The following is a 20,168-nucleotide window of genomic DNA, read 5'->3' as shown; positions in this document are numbered from 1 at the left end:
TTACCGCCCTCCTGTAGCGAGTGTCATAATTCGTTCTTGCGTGGCATCATTTCTTGATAGCTCACCGCTTAGCGTTCCTTCATGGATCACAAGGACGCGGTCGCTCATCCCGAGAATCTCGGGCAGCTCTGAAGAGACCATGACGATCGCGACGCCGCGGTCTGTCAGCTCGTTCATCAGCTGATAAATCTCCCTTTTCGCGCCGACATCGACGCCTCGCGTCGGCTCATCCAAAATCAGCACTTTAGGACCGATTCCGATCCATTTGGCGATGACCACTTTTTGCTGGTTCCCTCCTGAAAGGTTTCGCGCGTGGGTTTCCGGCGATTCCGTTTTGATCGTCAGCCGCTTGATCAGAAGGTCGACAAATTCCTGCTCGCTTTTTTTGTCGATCCATCCTTTCGGTGAAAAGCTGGCGAGATTCGGAAGGGCGATATTTTCCCTGATGGACGTTTCGAGCACAAGTCCTTCATCCTTGCGGTTCTCAGTAATAAAACCGATTCCTTTTTGAACGGCGTCGCTCGGTTTTTTGAGCGTCGCTTTTTTGCCTTCGATGAAAATGTCTCCCGAATCAAGCGGATCGAGCCCGAAAACCGCCCTCATCAGCTCGGTGCGCCCGGCACCCATCAGTCCTGAAATCCCGACGATTTCACCGGAGCGGACGGTAAAGCTGATATTTTGGAAGACGCCTTTTTTGGATGCCTGCTTGACTTCGAGAACGACGCGTCCCGGATTTGGCTGTCTTTCAGGATAGCGTTCGGTCAGCTCCCGTCCGACCATCTTTTTCACCACTTCATGAAAGTCGGTGTCGGGAATCCGTTTCGTGTCGACTGTTTTTCCGTCGCGCATCACCGTGATCCGGTCGCAAATCGTGAAGATTTCTTCCATGCGGTGGGATATATAGACGATGGAGACGCCGTTTTTCTTTAATGCTCTAATGACGCCGAACAGTTTTTCAATTTCTCTTTCTGTCAACGCTGCCGTCGGTTCATCCATGATGATCACTTTCGCGTCTGTCATAAGGGCTTTTGCGATTTCGATCATTTGCTGCTGTCCGACAGAACAGTCTCCGGCTTCTTTTTCAAGAGAAATCGAGACCCCAAGTCTTTCAAGCTGCTCTTTTGCTAGCGCTTTCATTTTCTTGTTATTTAAAAATCCAAGTTTGGAAGAAAGCTCTCTGCCGATAAACAAATTTTCCAAAACGGTCATTTCAGGCCAAATGTTCAGCTCCTGATGGATAAAGGCGATGCCGTTCTGTTCGGCTTTTTTTGGATCTGAAAAATACATTTCTTTTCCGTCGATCTCGATCGTTCCGCTGTCCAGCCTGTGAAGTCCAGTCAACAGATTCATGAGTGTCGACTTTCCGGCGCCGTTTTCTCCCATTAAAGCGTGGACTTCACCTTCCTGAAGTTCGAAAGTAACGCCGGACAGCACCTGGTTTTGGCCAAAAGCTTTATAAATGTCCTTCATTTTAATATGCATGGGCTATCCCTTCTTTCCAGATGTAGAATGTAAACATCTAAAAGATCACTCCCGCGTGCAAGATGCAATTTGCATAAGGTGTTGCTTCCCCTGTGCGAATGACCGCTTTTGCATGGCTCGTCGCTTTTTTGAATGCTTCGTGGGGAATATAGTCAATTTTTTGGTTTGAAAATTCCGCTTTTAAAAACGCGGCTTGATCAGGATTGACGCTTTCTATTTCTTCGGCTGCCGTCACTTTTTCGACGGCCATTTCATCAGCGATGAGCTTTGTGACCTCTTGAAATCCGGGCGTACCCAATGTCAGTGCAAGATCGATTTTGGGGACGCCGGGAGGAACGGGCAGGCCGGCATCCGCGATGACGACGGTGTCGGTATGCCCGAGATCGGCCAGTAATTTTGCGATATGGCTGTTTAAAATCCCGTGTTTTTTCATGACAATTCACGCTCCACTTCATCGCGTTTCGGCATGCCGCCTTGCGCGCCGAATTTCAAAACCGAGAGGGAAGCCGCCCGGTTCGCAAAGCGCAAGGCAGATTCGATGCTTTGTCCTTCGGAAAGCGCAACGGCCAACCCCGCATTGAAGGTGTCTCCGGCTCCCGTCGTATCAATCGCATTGACAGGGAATGAAGGAACGACCCTTTCTTCCAGACCATTGTGATAGCGGACCCCGTTTTTTCCTTCTGTGATGAACAGCTTCTCCGGATAGCGCTTTAACGCTTCATCCCGGGACATGCCCTGAAACAGTACCGAAGCTTCATGCTCGTTTGGTGTGATGTAGGCCGCATGTTCGACCGTTTCCGGGCAAAGCGGACGGGCTGGTGCCGGATTCAGCAGGAGAGGAATGCCGAGTGAGCTGCACAGTCCGCTGACATAATCGACGGTTTCTTCCGGAATCTCCTGCTGAATCAGAACGATGTCTGCCTGTTTAATCGCAGGCAGCGCTTTTTGAACGTATTCAGGTGTGACATGGTCATTTGCCCCTTTGACGACGATAATACTGTTGTCGCCGTCTGCGAGAACGATATGTGCGGTGCCGCTTTCCTGACCTGTAACCGGTTCCACATAGTCTGTCAAAACACCGTTCGCTTGAAAATTGTCGAGGATGGCTTTTCCGTAATGATCATCGCCGACGCAGCCGATCATATGGACCTCTGCACCAAGCCGGGCCGCAGCGACTGCCTGGTTGGCGCCCTTTCCGCCCGGAACCGTTTTAAAAGATTCGCCAAGCACCGTTTCTCCGGCAGCCGGCCGCTTGGGCGATGTCACGACTAAATCCATCGAAGAGCTGCCAATCACGCATATTTTACTCATTGTCATTCCGCCTTTCTTGTCGTTTGTCTTTCAATAAAGGCAACCGGCATCTGCACTGCCGATTGTTCAATATATTCATTTTTCATTAATTTCAGCAGCAGTTTTGCCGCTTCTTTTCCCATTTCATAGGCGGGCTGCCTGATCGTTGATAAAGAAGGGAAAAGCAATTCGCTTTGCGGAATGTCATCAAAGCCGATAATCTGCAGTTCGTCGGGAACTTTGATCTTCCGTTTTAAGGCTTCATGCAAAACGGCTGTCGCCACAATATCATTGCTTGCGATTACGCCGTCTGTTTCCGGATAGGTGGCAAACAGCTCCGCTGCCCGTTTTTGAGCTTCCGGAAATGAAAATGTCTCGGTTTTCATAACATGAAAATCGATATCGGCCCCGCTTAGCATCTCCAGCGCTCCGTTGAAACGGTCTCTTGCAGTCTGAAGGTGGGCCGGTCCTTTAATCAGCGTAATTCGTTTCGCGTTTCTCCTGACCATTTCAGCCGCTGCGATTCTGCCGCCTTCGCGGCTGTCCGCGAATACAGCCGGCGCATTCTCGCCCGTCCGGTCAAGGAAGACGATCGGCATGGACAAGTCTTGATAATTTGGCGCATCCGGATAATTGGTCGCTGAAATGACTCCGACCACATGATTTTGTTTAAACGTCTGCAAATAATCAAGCTCTTTTTCCAAATTTTCATCGCTGTTTCCGAAGATGAGCCGAAAGCCGAGGCGGTGGATTTCATCTTCAACGCCGCGCGCAAGCTGAGGAAAGAACGGGTTTGTGATATCCGGCAGGAGCAGTCCGATCAGTCTGGACTCCCTTTTATAGAGAGACCTGGCTACTTCATTCGGGTGGTAATTCAGTTCTTCCATCGCTTTTAACACGCGTGTCCTCGTGTCTTCATGGACGTATCCCGTCTCATTTAATACCCGGGAAACCGTAGCGACAGATACTTTTGCAGCAAGTGCGACGTCTTTAATCGTAGCCAAAAAGACTTCTCCTTTCTATTTGTGTAACCGTTTACATAAAGATTATCATGATCCTTTTAAAATCTCAATAAAAAAAGGTCCGGCACTGAAATTTTTAGCCGGGTTGGGATATAGAGACATATACAGTTGTGTTGAATAGAAAATAACATTCATTCGGCATAAATTGGCGAATACAGTAACAATGAGAATAGTAAGAAAAATTAAAAATGTTAAAGTTTGATGAATTATCGTTGAAAAAAATTAATGGCTTTTTAAATCTTAGGATTTTAACCTAAAATCTGAAGAAACAAGGTGAATCGAACGGCTCACAAAAAATTTGGATTTGTTAATGAATCCCGCTTTATGCTAATAAAGATTTTCATTTTTTAATAGGTAATCTGATTGTCATAGGACGTATTTGTTTTGAAGAGGGCACATTGGTGACTTTTTAACCTGTTGGAAAAGAGCGAAAATACAAAAATAAAAGGGATATCCCGTTTGACAGCCCGTTTCTAGGGGATTTCATCCGGGGGAAAAAGAGACCCTGAATTCATCCTTCAATCTTTCATCAGAAATAGGGAGAAAAGTACAAAAATCATAATGTCGAATTTTGAAAGCGCATACTTAAAACGCTGACAAAAAACTGATAGGAATTAAGAACTTTCGATTGCCAAAAATATCAATAAAAAGATAGGCATTATTGACTCGGACGAGGTGATCTTTGTCACGGAAAATTTCGTCGTCTTCTGTTACATAATGCCGATTGTGATTTCATAGTGAACCTATATACTGATGAATGAATTTACATATCAGATTCCAAGAAGGAGATGTAGACAAACAATGTGGGTAATGCTATTAGCCTGTGTGATCGTTGTTGGGATCGGCATTTATGAAAAAAGGCGCCACCAGCAAAACATCGATGCGCTGCCTGTCCGAGTGAACATCAACGGGATACGCGGAAAGTCCACGGTGACAAGATTAACAACAGGGATATTAATCGAGGCAGGCTACAAAACAGTAGGAAAAACAACCGGGACAGACGCAAGGATGATTTATTGGGACACACCGGAAGAGAAACCGATCAAAAGGAAACCTCAAGGTCCGAATATCGGAGAACAGAAAGAGGTTATGAAAGAAACGGTGGAAAGAGGGGCCAATGCGATTGTCAGTGAGTGTATGGCCGTTAACCCTGATTACCAAATCATCTTTCAGGAAGAATTGCTTCAGGCTAATATCGGCGTGATCGTGAACGTGCTGGAAGATCACATGGATGTGATGGGACCGACTTTGGATGAAATTGCAGAAGCTTTTACAGCAACCATTCCTTATAATGGACATTTAGTTATCACTGATAGTGAGTATACCGATTTCTTTAAGCAGATTGCAAAAGAAAGGAATACAAAAGTCATCGTCGCAGACAATTCTAAAATAACAGATGAATACCTCAGACAGTTTGAGTACATGGTATTCCCTGATAATGCGTCTCTTGCGCTCGGTGTGGCTCAAGCGTTGGGCATTGACGAAGAAACCGCTTTTAAAGGCATGCTGAATGCGCCGCCTGATCCGGGAGCCATGAGAATTCTGCCGCTGATGAACGCCAAAAATCCCGGACATTTCGTCAACGGTTTTGCGGCCAATGACGCAGCTTCCACTTTAAACATATGGAAGCGTGTAAAAGAAATAGGCTATCCTACGGATCAGCCGATCGTCATTATGAACTGCCGCGCCGACAGGGTAGACAGAACACAGCAGTTTGCGGATGATGTCCTTCCTTATATTGAAGCAAGTGAACTTGTGCTGATTGGAGAAACAACAGAGCCGATCGTCAAAGCATATGAAGCAGGCAAAATTCCTGCGGACAAGCTGTTTGATTTTGAGCACAAATCAACGGAAGAAATCATGTTCATGCTGAAAAACAAGCTTGAGGGCCGCGTCATTTACGGAGTCGGAAATATCCACGGAGCAGCGGAGCCTCTCATTGAAAAAATACAAGATTACAAGATTAAGCAGCTCGTTAGCTAGGAGGAAGAAAACACAATGTTTGGATCAGATTTATATATCGCCCTCATTTTAGGAGTCTTACTCAGTTTGATTTTTGCAGAGAAAACGGGAATTGTACCAGCCGGCCTCGTCGTACCGGGTTATTTGGGACTTGTGTTCAATCAGCCGATTTTCATGTTACTCGTTCTTTTTGTCAGTTTGCTGACGTATGTCATCGTGAAATTCGGACTTTCCAAAATTATGATTCTATACGGACGCAGAAAATTCGCAGCGATGTTGATAACGGGAATTCTTTTGAAAATCGGTTTTGATTTTATATATCCGGTGATGCCGTTTGAGATTGCCGAATTCAGGGGAATCGGAATTATTGTGCCGGGGCTGATCGCGAATACCATTCAAAGACAGGGATTAACGATTACGCTTGGAAGTACGCTTTTATTGAGCGGAGCAACATTCGTCATTATGTATGCTTACTATCTAATCTAAAGTTAGGTGTGTCAAATCGATGAAAAAACAACTGAACTTTCAGGAAAAACTGCTGAAGCTGACGAAGCAGGAGAAAAAGAAAACAAACAAGCACGTCTTTATCGTATTGCCCGTTATTTTCTGTTTAATGTTTGTCTTTACTTGGGTCGGAAGCGCCAAAACTCCTTCGCAAATGGACAAAAAAGAAGATGCCAAGCTTACAGCTACTTTTGTGGGCGATATCATGATGGGAAGAAACGTAGAAAAAGTGACAAACTTGCACGGTTCGGAAAGTGTCTTCAAAAATGTGAAGCCATACTTTAATGTGTCAGATTTTATCACAGGAAACTTTGAAAACCCTGTAACCAATGCAAAGGACTATCAAGAGGCAGAAAAGAACATCCATCTGCAAACGAATCAAGAATCAGTCGAAACATTGAAAAAGCTGAACTTCAGCGTACTGAACTTTGCCAACAACCATGCGATGGACTACGGGGAAGACGGTTTGAAGGATACACTGAATAAATTCTCAAATGAGGACTTGGAGCTTGTCGGAGCAGGGAATAATCTCAAAGACGCGAAACAGCACGTATCCTATCAGGATGTGAACGGTGTTAAAATCGCAACGCTCGGTTTTACAGACGTCTACACGAAGAACTTTACAGCCAAAAAGAACAGAGGCGGAGTGCTGCCGCTCAGCCCGAAAATCTTTATTCCAATGATCGCGGAAGCATCCAAAAAGGCGGATCTTGTCCTTGTTCATGTGCACTGGGGACAAGAATATGACAATGAACCGAACGACAGACAGAAGGATCTGGCCAAAGCGATTGCGGATGCCGGAGCAGATGTCATCATCGGCGCTCACCCCCATGTTCTCGAACCGATTGAAGTGTATAACGGTACTGTGATTTTCTACAGCCTCGGTAACTTTGTGTTTGATCAGGGCTGGTCAAGAACACGGGACAGCGCGCTTGTACAATACCATTTAATGAATGACGGCAAAGGGCGCTTTGAGGTAACACCTCTCAACATTCGTGAAGCAACGCCGACGCCTTTAGGCAAAAGCGATTTCTTAAAACGAAAAGCGATCTTCCGTCAATTGACAAAAGGAACAAACCTTGACTGGAAAGAAGAGAACGGAAAATTGACGTTTGAAGTCGATCATGCGGACAAACTGAAAAATAACAAAAACGGAGTGGTGAACAAATGAAATTTGCCAGAGCCATTTGGCCGTTCGTAGGTTTAGTGTTGATCATTGCATTCATGTCTGCTTTCAAGTATTCTGATGAATTGTCAAACGATGAAAAAGCTAAAATCTCAACGGAAATCCAAAAAGTGAATCAGCAGGATCAAACAACGGAAAACCAACAATAACAGTGCAGAAAAGAGAGTGCCGCCGGCACTCTCTTTTTGCGTGTGCTGATTCCGGTTATAAAAGACCTGTGAAAAGCGGCTGGGAAACACGACAATTTTCTTAATCGGTCAGTGTATAAAGTTTTATAGAAAATCAGGAGAATATATACATGGTTTTGGGGTTCGTGTTTATTGTATTCTTTTGAAGGGAATAAAAACTGACAAATTTCGACTAAGCTTCAAACATGCATCACCTGACCAATTCGGAATGGGAACTGCAACTCATGTTCATGACCTCTTTAGAATATTTCCCTTCATCCATTTAATCCGCGCTTAGGTGAAAAAGCTGATCATGCTGTGCTGCGCGTTTCTTCTCGTATGACGCTGCTGTACACGCAAAAAAAGTCCTTCAAATATCTCAATTGAATGACGATGAAAGAGGAAAGAAGAGGAGGAACAGAACAATTGATAAAAAAAGCGGCAAACAAAAAGTTGGTTTTGTTTTGTGGAATTGCGGTGTTTTTGATGTCTTTATTTTTAACGAATCACAATGACGTATACGCCGATACGATCGGCGAGAAAATAGCAGAAACCGCCAGACATCTTGAGGGTGCGAAATACAGCTACGGCGGAGAGAAGCCGAAAACGGGGTTTGACTCGTCAGGCTTTGTACAATATGTGTTTCAATCGCTCGATATTACGCTCCCGAGAACGGTAAAGGAGCAATCGACCCTTGGAAGCAGCGTCAGCCGTCAGCAGCTCGAAAAGGGGGATCTTGTCTTTTTCAAGAATGCCGAGCTGGAATCGGACGGACCGACTCATGTCGCCATCTACATGGGAAATGATCAAATCATCCACAGCACAAAATCAAACGGAGTTGTCGTGACAAAGCTCGAAGGCAGTTCTTACTGGAGCTCGGGGTATCTTAAAGCGAAAAGGATCACAAAAGAGCCTAAGATTTCTATGGACCCGGTCGTTCAAAAAGCGAAGAGCTATGTCGGTGTTCCATATGTATTTGGAGGAAACTCTCCGGATCTCGGGTTTGACTGTTCAGGACTGACCCAATACGTTTTCAGAGAGGTGCTCGGTGTTTATTTGCCAAGATCGGCGGAACAGCAATGGGCGGTCGGTCAAAAGGTGAAGCTTGAAGATATCCGGCCGGGTGATGTTTTGTTTTTCAGCAATACGTACAAACCGGGAATATCCCATAACGCCATCTATGCCGGGGGCGGCCGGTTTATCCATGCGAGCCGTTCAAATAAAGTGACGATCTCTTACTTGTCGGCTTCCTACTGGCAGAAGAAGTTCACAGGAGTCAGACGTTTTGACAACATGTCCCTGCCGAAAAATCCGATTGTATCTGAAGCGATCAGGCATATCGGCGAAGTCGGTTATCAAAAAGGCGGCACATCGCCTAAAGAAGGCTTTGATACGGCGGGTTTTATCCAATATGTCTATAAAACGGCGGCAGGAGTGGAACTTCCGCGGTACGCTGATAAACAATACAGTACAGGTAAGAAAATCACAAAAAAGGAGCTGGAGCCTGGAGACATCGTGTTCTTTAAAGGAACCACTGTTCTGAATCCCGCCATCTATATCGGAAATGGCCAGGTCGTTCTTGTCACCTTGTCTGCCGGTGTGACGACAGCAGATATGGAGACGAGCGCCTATTGGAAAGAGAAATACGCCGGAAGCGTCAGAATTAAGTAGCAGAAAACCGCTCGAGTCATCTTCGAGCGGTTTTCTAATTATTGATATTCATTTTCCAGCAGTTTATTAATGAAGTAAGCGACGCCGTTTTCGTCATTGCTTTTCGTGATAAACGTGCTGATATGCTTCAGCTCATCGATTGCATTGCCCATCGCGATCCGATGGCCGGCTTCCTCAAACATTGACAGGTCGTTCGGGCTGTCGCCGATCGCGTAGATGTCTTTTTTCTCGATTCCATAGTGGCGGGCCAGTTCTTTTAAAGCGCGGCCTTTGCCGGATTCATCAGGCAGAATTTCGATGATATGTCTTCCGGAAGATGTGAGTCCCAATTTTGGAAAGGCTGCAAGGTCTTCTTTTGCTTTTTTCAGTTTTTCCATATCAAATGAGAAGCACAACAGCTTATAAATATGTTCGTCTTCGTTAAAAACCTCGCGAATGTCGGGGACGGGTTTGATGCCGAATTGTTTAAACTGAGTCAGTGCGCCCTGCCAAAGCGTATCCCTGTCTTCATCAGGGTTGGCGCTTGTGACGATATCGAGCTCTGCTTCAAGCTTCTGCTCTCCGTCATAAGGAGAAAGCAGCGCATCGTCCGTATAAACCTCAAAATAGATTTGATGATCTGTTAAGTATTGGGCGGCCTTTTTTCCCGCTTCCTTGTCCATTAACGTTCTGCTTAGGAGTTTATAGTTGAAATCGTGAACCGTTCCCCCGTTTGCGGCGATAATCGGAATATCCAAATCGTTCAGAAGCGCTTTGACGTCAAATGTGGCCCGTCCCGTGCAAATGGTTACGATGCAGTCTGAGATGAGCGCCTTTTTGATAGCGGCCCGGTTTTCTGCGGATATTTGGCTTTCGGTATTTAAAAGAGTCCCGTCTAAATCGATCGCAATTAACCTCATTATGTAAAGATAACCTCCTGTAAGAGCAGTTTGCCGTTTTTCGGGAGGCGAAAAACAGCTCTCTTCGGCAGTATTCCCTAAAAGGACATGTTATGTAAAAGGCTAAACCTAAATTTAGATTTTTTCAATAGTAAATCTTGAGTTTCATTAAAGAGAAAAAGGATGAATCATCTTCATCCTTTTTCTAATTATACATCCAGCTGTTGTTTTAATTCCTGCTTGATTTCGTTGAGATTTTCCTGGTCAAGCTGGAAATAGTAGACTTTGCCCGGTTGATAATCGCTCCCTTTCACTTGAAGGGTATCGATCGTTTGAATGGACGTCATAAACGGGATAAGTCCGATAGCATCATTCAGCGACAAGTTCATTGATACGTTCTTTCCGACTGTATCAAGGATATCGTCGTAAGCCGGAATGGCAGTAAGCGATTTGGATTTGTTGATAATCGATTTGATGACTTCCATCTGGCGATCGCCGCGCTTCAAATCCGTATCGGCTTTTCTCGTTCTTACATAAGCAAGGGCCTCTTCTCCGTTTAGCGTTTGCTCACCTGTTTGGAGATTGACTTTGCCTTTCGTATCCTTTTTAATCTGCCGGACAATATAGTCTTCTTTGATTGTGATCGGTACACCGCCGAGCTCGTCAACTACTTCTTTGAAAGCTGAAAAATTGGCTTCCATGACGTAATCAACCGGAATGTCGAGCAGGTTTTCGACGGTTTCTGTACTGAGGTCGCGCCCGCCTAATGAGTGGGCATGCGTGATTTTATCAAAGCCGCGTCCAGGGATGTTAACATAGGAATCCCGCGGGATGCTTAATAGTTTCACTGATTTATTTTTTCTGTTGAACGTGGCGAGAACCATCGCATCGCTTCGTTCTTTGTTCATGCTTTGTCCGGGACGGGCGTCAATCCCCATCAACAGGATGGAGAAGTTATCTTTTTTAGGATTGAACTCTTTAATCCGCTTGACGGACTGTTCTCCTCTGGAAAGGGTAACTTGCGCATCTTTGGAGGCGTTCGCCACTTTGTAGTACGCATAGCCGCCTGCGGCTGCTGTCGCCGTCAGGATTAAAGCAATGAAAAACAATGAGTATTTCACCCATTTTCTTAGTCTCTTTTTCTTCGTTCGTTGCGATCGTAGCATGTATAAGCTCCTCTTTTATTTATATTAAAACGTACAATTGTTGAATAAGTCTAAATTTTGATAAAAAAATGGTTTCCCAATCTTGGATTTTACAAGATATTTGCTGTTTTGCATATGGGGATTCTCTGGAAATTCCGCGGGATCTGATCATTTTGCCGCCTTAAATAAGACGATGAAACAGATAAAATGTTTCATATTTTTAAATTCCTTTTAATGGTACTCCATGTTTCTTAGGTTTGAAGAAAGCGAGACAAGGTTAAAGATTATAAAAGACAAGCCTTGTTAGGAGGATATACTGATGAAGGGAAAAAGATCGAATGCCTGGCTTTATTTTTTTGGAGCCTTGGGCGGTGTGCTCTACGGTTATGATACGGGCGTCATTTCCGGGGCGATTTTATTTATGAAAGATGAGCTTGGGCTCAATGCCTTTACAGAAGGGCTGGTTGTCAGCGCAATTTTAATCGGGGCGATTTTCGGATCGGGTTTGTCCGGCAGGCTGACAGACCGCTTCGGGAGAAGAAGGGCGATTATGTCAGCGGCTGTGCTGTATTGCATTGGGGGGCTCGGAACGGCCCTGGCGCCAAGCACGGAATATATGGTGGTTTTCAGGATCGTGCTCGGCCTTGCGGTTGGCTGTTCAACGACCATTGTTCCTTTGTACCTTTCAGAGCTTGCGCCGAAGGAATCTAGGGGCGCGCTTTCTTCATTAAATCAGCTGATGATTACGATCGGGATTCTGGTCTCTTATTTGATCAATTATGCATTTAGTGATGCAGGTGCATGGCGCTGGATGCTGGGCTTGGCTCTTATTCCGTCAATCGGCCTTTTAATCGGTATCTTTTTCATGCCGGAAAGCCCGCGCTGGCTCTTAACAAAAGGAAAAGAAGAGAAAGCGCGACGGGTTTTGTCCAAGATGAGGGGAGGAAAGCAGGTCGATCAGGAAATCAAAGAAATTAAGGAAGCGGAAAAGCAGGAGCAGGGGGGCTTGAAAGAGCTGCTGGAACCGTGGGTGCGCCCGGCGTTAATCGCAGGGGTCGGACTGGCGTTTCTCCAGCAATTTATCGGAACCAACACGATTATTTACTATGCCCCAAAAACGTTTACGAATGTCGGATTTGAAGATTCGGCGGCCATTTTGGGGACAGTCGGCATCGGTATGATCAATGTTCTGATGACGCTTGTGGCGATCCGCTTTATTGACAGGATTGGCCGGAAGCCGCTTTTATTATTTGGAAATGCCGGCATGGTCATCAGTTTAATCGTGCTTTCTTTCACCAATATCTTTTTTGGCAATACGACTGGTGCGGCATGGACGACTGTCATCTGTTTAGGTGTATTCATTGTCGTATTTGCCGTCAGCTGGGGACCGATCGTCTGGGTGGTGCTGCCTGAGCTGTTCCCCCTTCATGTCAGAGGGGTGGGAACCGGAGTATCGACTTTAATGCTTCATGCAGGGAACTTAATTGTGACATTAAGTTTTCCGGTCCTCATGGAAGCGATGGGCATCAGTTACCTGTTCCTGTGCTACGCGGCCATCGGAATCGCGGCTTTCCTGTTCGTTTTCTTTAAAGTAACAGAAACAAAAGGCAAAAGCCTTGAAGAAATCGAGCAGGATTTACGGGACAGGCACGGCGGAATCACGGGAACTGACACGCAGCCGGTTGAACGATAGGCAAAAGGATGGGCATGGCCCCATCCTTTTTTGTGTGAGGAGGCCAGCCAAGCCAATCATGGCTGATCTCTGTTTTCTCCGTCTTCTGGCTGCGAATCGTCATGGCGCGGCAGATTACCCGTTCTGATCGCCCGAAACACGAGAAAGAAAATAACGAAAACAACCAGCCCTCCGACTAGTATTTGCAGCAGCATCCCAACACCTCCGTTTTCTTCTATGTATGAATCATGACCGCTCTGCATGACGGTTAATGAAACGTTTGTTTAAAAAACTGAATAAGAACCCGGGTTTATCTCATACTAAAGTCAACTGAACGATAATGGGAGTGTGACGATTTGAAAGCTGTAACGTTTCAAGGGCCTCAGCATGTTAAAGTCAGCCAGGTGGAGGACGCCAAAATAGAAAGAAGCGATGATATCGTTGTCAGAATTACTTCTACGGCAATTTGCGGATCAGACCTCCATCTTTATCAAGGGAATTTTCCTCTTCCGAAAGGCTTCCAGCTCGGCCATGAACCGATGGGAATTGTAGAAGAAACAGGACCTGATGTAACAAAAGTGAAAAAAGGGGACCGGGTCGTCATCCCGTTTACCGTTGCATGCGGACATTGCTTTTATTGCGAAAACAAGCTGGAAAGCCAGTGTGATAATGCCAATCCCCATTATGATTCAGGCGGATATTTCGGCTACTCGGAAAAGTTCGGAAACCACCCTGGCGGACAGGCCGAATATTTAAAAGTGCCGTTTGGCAACTTCACGCCGTTTGTCATCCCTGAATCATGCGAGATGGAGGACGAGTCGCTCCTGTTTTTATCAGATGTCCTGCCAACCGCGTATTGGAGCGTGCTTCACGCTGGCGTTAAAAAGGGAGACACCGTCATTGTTCTCGGCTGCGGACCGGTCGGATTAATGGCGCAGAAGTTTGCCTGGATGGAAGGGGCGAAGCGGGTCATTGCAGTAGACTACTTGGACTACCGCCTAAGGCAGGCTGAAGCGTTAAACCGCGTCGAAGTATTTGACTTTACAAAATATCCTGACATGGGCGAGCATTTAAAGGAGATTACAAAAGGCGGGGCGGATGTCGTGATCGACTGCGTGGGGATGGACGGCAAAAAATCTCCGCTTGAGTACCTGGAGCAAAAACTGAAGCTTCAGGGCGGCACGCTCGGACCGATTCAAATTTCTACAAAGGCGGTCAGAAAGTGCGGGACCGTACAGATTACGGGGGTATATGGAAGCAATTATAATATGTTTCCGCTCGGCGCGTTCTTTTCCAGAAATGTTACACTGAAAATGGGGCAGGCCCCGGTTATCCATTTGATGCCTGAGATTTACAAGAAGATCGAAGAGAATCAATTTGATCCGAAGGAAATCATTACGCATCAGCTTCCGCTTGAAGAAGCCGGCCGCGCTTACCAATTGTTCAACGGCCATGAAGATGATTGCATTAAAGTGATTTTGAAGCCATAGCGATGATAAAGGCTGCCGAGCTACCGGCAGCTTTTGCGTGCATTATCTTGCCAGCCATCCGCCATCGACCGCCAGCACATGTCCATTCACATAATCGGATGCCGGCGCCGAAAGGAATACGGCGGCTCCGGCAATGTCATCCGGCTGACCCCAGCGCTCGGCCGGAATCCGTTTTAAGATTTCGGCATTGCGGTTTTGGTCCTCGCGGATCTGCTTTGTATTGTTCGTTGCGATATAGCCCGGCGCAATTGCATTGACCTGGACATTGTGCGCCGCCCATTCATTGGCAAAAGACTTCGTCAATCCGGCTACTGCATGCTTGCTTGCCGTATATGCAGGGACGAGAATGCCTCCTTGAAATGAGAGAAGCGAGGCAATATTGATGATTTTCCCCTGCTTTCGCTCAATCATCTGCCGGCCGACAGCCTGCGTCAGCAAAAATAAGCTGTTCAAATTGACATTGATCACCGCTTCCCAGTTCTCCCGGGAAAAATCAGCCGCTTTTTCTCTGCGGATCGTCCCAGCATTATTGACGAGAATATCAATCTGATGACGGTCAAGCACCTCTTTTGCAAAGGTTTCAATCTCGTCAGGGCTGCCCATATCAAGCTGATAAGACGTAAACGTTCTACCGGTTTCTCCGATCAGCCGCTTTGTTTCATCAAGCCCGCTCGTATGTGAAGTGCCGATGATATCCGCTCCCGCTTTTGCCAGCGCTTCGGCAATTCCTTTGCCGATTCCGGTTCCCGGGCCTGTGACAAGCGCGGTTTTGCCTTCAAGTGAAAAATACGATTCAAGATATCCCATCTCACGTTCACGCCCTTACCGTATGACATTCATCGGGACAGCATCCATGTCCTTAAATGTGTAGTTTTCTCCGGCCATCGCCCATATAAAGCAGTAGTTGGATGTGCCGGAGCCCGAGTGGACAGACCACGCGGGTGAAATGACTGCCTGTTCGTTGCCGACGACGAGATGCCTTGTCTCCGTCGGTTCGCCCATGAAATGAAACACCTTTGCATCTTCAGCAAGGTCAAGATACAGATAAGCTTCCATCCGCCGGTCATGAACATGCGCCGGCATCGTGTTCCATGTGTTATTGGGTTCAAGAAATGTAATGCCCATCATCAGCTGGCAGCTTTGAATGCCGTCTGCATGAATCACTTTGTATAGATTGCGGACATTTGAAGAGGCTTCTTCTCCTAAATGATCGTATGGAAGCTCTGAAAGCGAAGCTTTTTGCACCGGATACTTTTGGTGTGCGGTCGCTGAGATGAAATAAAATTTGGCTCCGCCTTCATTCAAGCTTGAGAAAGAAACGTCTTTATTTCCCAGGCCGATATACAGAAAATCTTTGTGCTCCAGTACGTATTCTTCATCACCGACTTTGACCGCACCGGGTTTCCCGACATTTACAATTCCGATTTCGCGCCGTTCCAGAAAATAGTCCGTTTTTAAAAAATCGCCGGCATCGAGCGCAATGGATTCCTTCACTGGAACGGCCCCGCCGATCACGACTCTGTCTTCATGCGAATAAACCATGTTCAGTTTGTTTTCAACAAACAATGACTCTATTAAAAAATGCTCGCGAAGCTCTGCGGTTGTGAATCGTTTCGCTTGTTCAGGATGAACAGAATAACGATTTTCCATACCTTCTCCTCCTTGAATTGGACGTTTTTAGACTGACTTGAATGAAGGGGCCCAAGTTTTTGGTAACGGTTTCAAACATGAATTGTAAAGTAAATAATGGAAATCGTCAACAGTCTTTTCACTTTTTTCTGAATATTGTCAAGGTCAATCTTGAAATATTAAAAAAGACTCTTCCAAATTTTAAATGATGTGATATGCTGATGGTATAAAGTTTTTGAAATCGGTTTCAAATCATAAGGTCATAGGAGTACTTGAATGAGGGATAAGCAAACAGCGAAAGTAACCATCAACGAAGTAGCCGCACATGCAGGTGTATCAAAATCAACGGTTTCCCGTTATATCAACGGGAAGATTGATGCCATCTCACCGAAAAAGGTGAAAAGCATCAAAAAAGCGATCGAGGAGCTTAATTACCGCCCCAGTCAGATGGCACAGGGGCTGAAGGTGAAAAAAAGCAAGGTTATCGGATTTTTGGTCGCCGATATTACAAACCCGTTTTCAGTCGCCACCTTGAGAGGGGTGGAAGAGGTTTGCGATCAGTACGGGTACAGCATCATGGTCTGCAACACGGACAACAGTCCTGAAAAAGAACGGGAGATGCTGCACAAGCTGAACGCGCATTACATTGAAGGGCTGATTATTAATACGACGGGAAGAAATAACGATGTGCTCATGGATTTAATCAGCCAGGATGTGTCGATTGTGCTCGTTGACCGGAAAGTGCCCGGGCTCAAAATCGATGCAGTTACAACGAACAACCGCGAAGTGACAAGTCAAATCGTCAATCTCATGTATGACAAAGGCTATGCCCAGGTCGGTCTGTTTACCGAGCCGATTAAAGGGATCAGTCCAAGGGAGGAAAGGGTTTCCGCCTATACAGAAATCGCGCTTAAACGCAATGCCGGCGGCAATCCCCTTGTATATGAGGCAGATGTCAAAGACAAAGAATCTCTTTTACATTCCGTCAAAAGCTTTTTAGAAATGAAAGAAGGGAAAAAAGCCATTCTTGGAAACAACGGGCTTCTGATGCTGAAAATCATCAGCTGCCTTTATGAGCTTGGCATTTCGATTCCGGAAGACGTCGGAATTGCCGGATTTGATGATACGGAATGGTATAAATTGATCGGTCCGGGCATTACCACCATCGCCCAGCCGTCGCATGAAATGGGCAGAGCCGCCATGGAGCGGATCATCAAACGGATTGAAGGAGATGAAAGTGCACCGCAGACGATTCAGCTTGAGGCAGAGCTTGTTCTCAGACAGTCGCTGTAGAACTCGTCAAATGGAGACACTCATACACCCGACAATTTCGGGGAGAGTGTTTTTCTGCAACTTTTTTTGAAACCGGTACCATTTCGAAAGGAGAGTGAAATCATGTCGCTTGATGTGATGACATTCGGAGAATCGATGGCTATGTTTTACGCAAATGAAACAGGCGGACTGCATGAGGCTTCTTCGTTTTCCAAGGCTCTTGCCGGAGCGGAAACAAACGTTGCCGTCGGACTGTCGCGCCTGGGCTTTCGAGTCGGCTGGATGAGCAAGGTCGGCGCCGATCCGCTTGGAACTTTTATTTTAAATGAATTGAAAAAAGAAGGCGTCGACATCTCTGAAGTCAAACGCAGTGCAGACAGACAGACAGGCATCCTGCTCAAGTCAAAGGTTGAAAGCGGGGACCCTGATGTCACGTATTACCGCAGAGGATCAGCCGCAAGCACGATGAGCATTGATGACTACCCGGCAGAGTATTTCAAAGAAGCCAAACATATGCATGTGACAGGCATACCTCCTGCCCTTTCAAGGGAAATGCGGGGCTTCGCCCGCCACGCCGTTCACCAGATGAAAAAAGATGGAAAGACGATTTCGTTTGACCCGAATCTCCGCTTCCAGCTTTGGCCGGACCAGCAGACAATGGTTCACACGATTCATGAGATCGCCGCGCAAGCAGACTGGTTTCTGCCTGGGATCAATGAAGGAAAACTCCTGACAGGCTGCAATTCTCCCGAGGATATCGCTAAATATTATGTGATGCAGGGGGTCAAGGTCATTGTCATCAAGCTTGGAAAAGAGGGGGCTTATTACCGGACACCGGACAAAGAGGGTTATGTGCCGGGTTATCAGGTGGAAAAGGTTGTTGATACCGTTGGCGCTGGTGACGGTTTTGCCGTCGGCATGATCAGCGGTCTATTAGACGGATTGCCGCTTGAAGAAGCAGTTCAGAGGGCAAATGCGATCGGAGCTCTGGCCGTCATGGCTCCGGGTGATATGGACGGCCTGCCGTCAAGGGATCAATTGAAAGCTTTTATGGCCGCAGAGGCAAACAACCAAAAAACAGGAGGTTGACCGTAATGGAAATGTCTATGATCGGAAAAGTGCAGGAGCAGCTGGCCGAGGCCGGGCTGATCGCGGTCGTCCGCGCAGGCGATAAGGAAGCTGCTGAGGAAAGCATTCACAGATTGATCGACAAAGGAATTACTGCGATTGAAATCACATATACGACGCCGGGAGCGTCTGAGCTGATTGAAAAATTTGCAGGAAAAGACGGCCTCCTTGTCGGAGCCGGAACGGTGGTTGAAAGCGAACAGGCGAGGGAAGCCGCGGCAGCGGGGGCAAAATTCTTCGTCAGTCCGGGTTTTTCAGAAAAATTGGCTGAGGAAGCCGCCTCATTGCATACATTTTTTATTCCCGGCGTATTAACACCGAGCGAAATTATGGAAGCGGTCTCAAAGGGTTTTCGGGTTCTTAAGCTGTTTCCAGGGGGGACTTCCGGGATTCCTTACATGAAAAACCTCGCGGGCCCCTTTCCGAAGGTTCGTTTCATACCAACCGGGGGGATCCATCCGGGCGATGTGGAGAAATGGCTCGATGCCGGAGCATTGGCAGTTGGAGTGGGAAGCCAGCTGAACAAAGTGTCAGAAGCGGATATCCAGCGTATCTTTCAGCGTCGGATTCGGCAGAATTAAAGCGTGCACAGCGTGAAAAGACTTCAGATTTTGCAAGATCGACAGCTTTGTTTTTTCATTAATTTCTAGAATGGGAGAAAAAATGATGAAAATTAAAGCAACGATTGAACGTGTGCCGGGCGGCATGATGATCATTCCGCTCTTTCTGGGCGCAACGCTGAATACGTTTGCTCCGGGAACCGCGGAGTTTTTCGGCGGATTTACAGGCGCCCTGATTACCGGAACGCTGCCGATTTTAGGAGTATTTATCTTTTGCGTTGGTGCAACAATAGATTTTCGTTCTTCAGGATATATTGCGAGGAAGGGACTGACACTTCTGATCGGCAAAGTCGGCATTGCCGCATTATTGGGTTTGATCGCAGCGCAGTTCATTCCAGATGAAGGCATTCAAAGCGGGTTTTTTGCCGGACTGTCAGTGCTTGCTATTGTAGCCGTTATGAATGAAACGAACGGCGGTCTGTATTTGGCGTTAATGAACCACATGGGAAGAAAGGAAGACGCCGGTGCTTTCGCCTTTATCAGCACGGAATCGGGCCCGTTTATGACGATGGTCACTTTCGGTGTGACAGGGCTCGCAGCATTTCCCTGGGAGACGCTGGCTGCAACCGTTATCCCGTTTTTACTCGGCTGTATTCTCGGAAACCTTGACCCTGAATTGCGCGATTTGTTCGGAAAAGTCGTACCGGCGATCATTCCATTCTTCGCATTTTCACTGGGAAACACGCTCGATTTTAAAATGTTAATCCAATCCGGCTTTTTAGGTATTGTTGTCGGCGTATCAGTCGTCGTTCTCTCGGGTGCTTCTCTATACCTGCTGGACCGCTTTGTCGCAAGAGGAGACGGCGTTGCGGGCGTCGCGGCATCGTCAACGGCCGGGGCTGCGGTAGCCGTGCCGTATGCGCTTGCCGATGCAAACCCCGTGTTTGCGCCGGTGGCTGATTCAGCGACAGCGATCATCGCGACAAGCGTCATTGTCACCTCGCTTCTGACGCCGCTTGCAACCGTCTGGATCGAAAAACGGACAAAACAAAGAAAACCTCCGAAACAAATGACAATCGATTACAAGTCATTTCGCCGCTGACGCACCGG

General features: G+C 46.7%; 20 protein-coding genes. 11 read left to right on the top strand and 9 right to left on the bottom strand.

What is annotated here, in order from left to right:
- Genes MKZ04_RS14430 through MKZ04_RS14415 form a run of 4 tightly spaced genes read right to left on the bottom strand, consistent with a single transcriptional unit; the run spans position 1 to position 3,776 of the window.
- The gene (locus tag MKZ04_RS14430) at positions 1-1,482 is read right to left on the bottom strand and encodes a sugar ABC transporter ATP-binding protein (protein ID WP_080131519.1); all 1,482 of its coding nucleotides are present in this window, start codon (positions 1,480-1,482) and stop codon (positions 1-3) included.
- 37 nt (positions 1,483-1,519) lie between these two features.
- Positions 1,520-1,915: a D-ribose pyranase gene (gene rbsD, locus MKZ04_RS14425; RefSeq protein ID WP_023857154.1), complete on the bottom strand. Its 396-nt coding sequence runs from the start codon at positions 1,913-1,915 to the stop codon at positions 1,520-1,522.
- The gene (rbsK, locus tag MKZ04_RS14420) at positions 1,912-2,793 is read right to left on the bottom strand and encodes a ribokinase (protein WP_179289514.1); all 882 of its coding nucleotides are present in this window, start codon (positions 2,791-2,793) and stop codon (positions 1,912-1,914) included. Before rbsK ends, rbsD begins: the two co-directional genes overlap by 4 nt.
- Before the next feature lie 2 nt (positions 2,794-2,795).
- Positions 2,796-3,776 (bottom strand): LacI family DNA-binding transcriptional regulator, encoded by a 981-nt coding sequence (locus tag MKZ04_RS14415; RefSeq protein WP_023857156.1) that lies wholly within the window; start codon positions 3,774-3,776, stop codon positions 2,796-2,798.
- An 819-nt stretch (positions 3,777-4,595) separates the two neighbouring features.
- On the opposite strand from MKZ04_RS14415, the gene pgsB reads away from it, so the two are divergent.
- The 5 genes from pgsB to MKZ04_RS14390 all read left to right on the top strand — a co-directional run bounded on the left by pgsB (position 4,596) and on the right by MKZ04_RS14390 (position 9,284).
- Positions 4,596-5,777 (top strand): poly-gamma-glutamate synthase PgsB, encoded by a 1,182-nt coding sequence (gene pgsB / locus MKZ04_RS14410; RefSeq protein ID WP_023857157.1) that lies wholly within the window; start codon positions 4,596-4,598, stop codon positions 5,775-5,777.
- 15 nt (positions 5,778-5,792) lie between these two features.
- Entirely contained in the window at positions 5,793-6,242 is a 450-nt protein-coding gene (gene pgsC, locus MKZ04_RS14405) for a poly-gamma-glutamate biosynthesis protein PgsC (RefSeq protein WP_003185831.1), read from the top strand.
- Positions 6,243-6,261: 19 nt separating this feature from the next.
- Positions 6,262-7,431 (top strand): CapA family protein, encoded by a 1,170-nt coding sequence (locus tag MKZ04_RS14400; RefSeq protein WP_023857158.1) that lies wholly within the window; start codon positions 6,262-6,264, stop codon positions 7,429-7,431.
- Entirely contained in the window at positions 7,428-7,595 is a 168-nt protein-coding gene (locus tag MKZ04_RS14395) for a hypothetical protein (RefSeq protein WP_096748356.1), read from the top strand. The genes MKZ04_RS14400 and MKZ04_RS14395 overlap by 4 nt, the downstream gene beginning before the upstream one ends.
- Before the next feature lie 444 nt (positions 7,596-8,039).
- Complete coding sequence (locus MKZ04_RS14390) at positions 8,040-9,284, top strand: C40 family peptidase (protein ID WP_075212727.1); 1,245 nt, start codon at positions 8,040-8,042, stop codon at positions 9,282-9,284.
- Positions 9,285-9,322: 38 nt separating this feature from the next.
- Here the strand turns inward: MKZ04_RS14390 and MKZ04_RS14385 are convergent, their stop codons facing one another.
- Both MKZ04_RS14385 and MKZ04_RS14380 read right to left on the bottom strand, forming a co-directional pair.
- Complete coding sequence (locus MKZ04_RS14385) at positions 9,323-10,183, bottom strand: Cof-type HAD-IIB family hydrolase (RefSeq protein WP_075212726.1); 861 nt, start codon at positions 10,181-10,183, stop codon at positions 9,323-9,325.
- Between the two features lie 188 nt (positions 10,184-10,371).
- Entirely contained in the window at positions 10,372-11,328 is a 957-nt protein-coding gene (locus tag MKZ04_RS14380) for an LCP family protein (protein ID WP_075212725.1), read from the bottom strand.
- A gap of 298 nt (positions 11,329-11,626) precedes the next feature.
- Between MKZ04_RS14380 and MKZ04_RS14375 the strand changes: the two genes are divergently transcribed.
- Positions 11,627-13,000, top strand: coding sequence for a sugar porter family MFS transporter (locus MKZ04_RS14375; RefSeq protein ID WP_020453166.1), 1,374 nt, complete (start codon positions 11,627-11,629; stop codon positions 12,998-13,000).
- A gap of 56 nt (positions 13,001-13,056) precedes the next feature.
- Here the strand turns inward: MKZ04_RS14375 and MKZ04_RS14370 are convergent, their stop codons facing one another.
- Complete coding sequence (locus MKZ04_RS14370; protein WP_023857161.1) at positions 13,057-13,194, bottom strand: hypothetical protein; 138 nt, start codon at positions 13,192-13,194, stop codon at positions 13,057-13,059.
- Between the two features lie 141 nt (positions 13,195-13,335).
- Between MKZ04_RS14370 and MKZ04_RS14365 the strand changes: the two genes are divergently transcribed.
- Positions 13,336-14,469: a zinc-dependent alcohol dehydrogenase gene (locus tag MKZ04_RS14365; RefSeq protein WP_023857162.1), complete on the top strand. Its 1,134-nt coding sequence runs from the start codon at positions 13,336-13,338 to the stop codon at positions 14,467-14,469.
- A 42-nt stretch (positions 14,470-14,511) separates the two neighbouring features.
- Here the strand turns inward: MKZ04_RS14365 and kduD are convergent, their stop codons facing one another.
- Both kduD and kduI read right to left on the bottom strand, forming a co-directional pair.
- Positions 14,512-15,276: a 2-dehydro-3-deoxy-D-gluconate 5-dehydrogenase KduD gene (gene kduD, locus MKZ04_RS14360; RefSeq protein WP_341046208.1), complete on the bottom strand. Its 765-nt coding sequence runs from the start codon at positions 15,274-15,276 to the stop codon at positions 14,512-14,514.
- A 15-nt stretch (positions 15,277-15,291) separates the two neighbouring features.
- Positions 15,292-16,119 (bottom strand): 5-dehydro-4-deoxy-D-glucuronate isomerase, encoded by an 828-nt coding sequence (kduI, locus tag MKZ04_RS14355; RefSeq protein WP_020453163.1) that lies wholly within the window; start codon positions 16,117-16,119, stop codon positions 15,292-15,294.
- A gap of 255 nt (positions 16,120-16,374) precedes the next feature.
- On the opposite strand from kduI, the gene MKZ04_RS14350 reads away from it, so the two are divergent.
- The 4 genes from MKZ04_RS14350 (at position 16,375) to kdgT (ending at position 20,160) form a co-directional block, all read left to right on the top strand.
- Entirely contained in the window at positions 16,375-17,391 is a 1,017-nt protein-coding gene (locus MKZ04_RS14350; RefSeq protein WP_023857164.1) for a LacI family DNA-binding transcriptional regulator, read from the top strand.
- 102 nt (positions 17,392-17,493) lie between these two features.
- Positions 17,494-18,459, top strand: a complete 966-nt coding sequence (locus MKZ04_RS14345; protein ID WP_341046207.1) for a sugar kinase — start codon at positions 17,494-17,496, stop codon at positions 18,457-18,459.
- Between the two features lie 5 nt (positions 18,460-18,464).
- Complete coding sequence (locus MKZ04_RS14340; protein WP_095291503.1) at positions 18,465-19,079, top strand: bifunctional 4-hydroxy-2-oxoglutarate aldolase/2-dehydro-3-deoxy-phosphogluconate aldolase; 615 nt, start codon at positions 18,465-18,467, stop codon at positions 19,077-19,079.
- Positions 19,080-19,164: 85 nt separating this feature from the next.
- Positions 19,165-20,160: a 2-keto-3-deoxygluconate transporter gene (gene kdgT, locus MKZ04_RS14335; RefSeq protein WP_023857166.1), complete on the top strand. Its 996-nt coding sequence runs from the start codon at positions 19,165-19,167 to the stop codon at positions 20,158-20,160.
- Positions 20,161-20,168: the final 8 nt, after the last annotated feature.

Origin of the sequence: Bacillus sp. FSL W7-1354 (genome assembly GCF_038002405.1) — a bacterium.
In the GTDB taxonomy this organism is placed as follows: domain Bacteria; phylum Bacillota; class Bacilli; order Bacillales; family Bacillaceae; genus Bacillus; species Bacillus paralicheniformis.
The sequence above is the reverse complement of the archived record's forward strand: the minus strand, read 5'-3'. Positions and strand labels throughout refer to the sequence as shown.

Excerpts from the sequence above, each read along its gene's own strand:
- MKZ04_RS14345 (WP_341046207.1), top strand. The coding sequence starts at position 17,494 with ATGTCGCTTGATGTGATGACATTCGGAGAATCGATGGCTATGTTTTAC.
- MKZ04_RS14340 (WP_095291503.1), top strand. The coding sequence starts at position 18,465 with ATGGAAATGTCTATGATCGGAAAAGTGCAGGAGCAGCTGGCCGAGGCC.
- rbsD (WP_023857154.1), bottom strand. The coding sequence starts at position 1,915 with ATGAAAAAACACGGGATTTTAAACAGCCATATCGCAAAATTACTGGCC.
- kdgT (WP_023857166.1), top strand. The coding sequence starts at position 19,165 with ATGAAAATTAAAGCAACGATTGAACGTGTGCCGGGCGGCATGATGATC.
- pgsB (WP_023857157.1), top strand. The coding sequence starts at position 4,596 with ATGTGGGTAATGCTATTAGCCTGTGTGATCGTTGTTGGGATCGGCATT.
- MKZ04_RS14430 (WP_080131519.1), bottom strand. The coding sequence starts at position 1,482 with ATGCATATTAAAATGAAGGACATTTATAAAGCTTTTGGCCAAAACCAG.
- MKZ04_RS14400 (WP_023857158.1), top strand. The coding sequence starts at position 6,262 with ATGAAAAAACAACTGAACTTTCAGGAAAAACTGCTGAAGCTGACGAAG.
- MKZ04_RS14370 (WP_023857161.1), bottom strand. The coding sequence starts at position 13,194 with ATGCTGCTGCAAATACTAGTCGGAGGGCTGGTTGTTTTCGTTATTTTC.
- kduI (WP_020453163.1), bottom strand. The coding sequence starts at position 16,119 with ATGGAAAATCGTTATTCTGTTCATCCTGAACAAGCGAAACGATTCACA.
- pgsC (WP_003185831.1), top strand. The coding sequence starts at position 5,793 with ATGTTTGGATCAGATTTATATATCGCCCTCATTTTAGGAGTCTTACTC.
- MKZ04_RS14385 (WP_075212726.1), bottom strand. The coding sequence starts at position 10,183 with ATGAGGTTAATTGCGATCGATTTAGACGGGACTCTTTTAAATACCGAA.
- rbsK (WP_179289514.1), bottom strand. The coding sequence starts at position 2,793 with ATGAGTAAAATATGCGTGATTGGCAGCTCTTCGATGGATTTAGTCGTG.
- MKZ04_RS14380 (WP_075212725.1), bottom strand. The coding sequence starts at position 11,328 with ATGCTACGATCGCAACGAACGAAGAAAAAGAGACTAAGAAAATGGGTG.
- MKZ04_RS14375 (WP_020453166.1), top strand. The coding sequence starts at position 11,627 with ATGAAGGGAAAAAGATCGAATGCCTGGCTTTATTTTTTTGGAGCCTTG.
- MKZ04_RS14350 (WP_023857164.1), top strand. The coding sequence starts at position 16,375 with ATGAGGGATAAGCAAACAGCGAAAGTAACCATCAACGAAGTAGCCGCA.
- kduD (WP_341046208.1), bottom strand. The coding sequence starts at position 15,276 with ATGGGATATCTTGAATCGTATTTTTCACTTGAAGGCAAAACCGCGCTT.
- MKZ04_RS14395 (WP_096748356.1), top strand. The coding sequence starts at position 7,428 with ATGAAATTTGCCAGAGCCATTTGGCCGTTCGTAGGTTTAGTGTTGATC.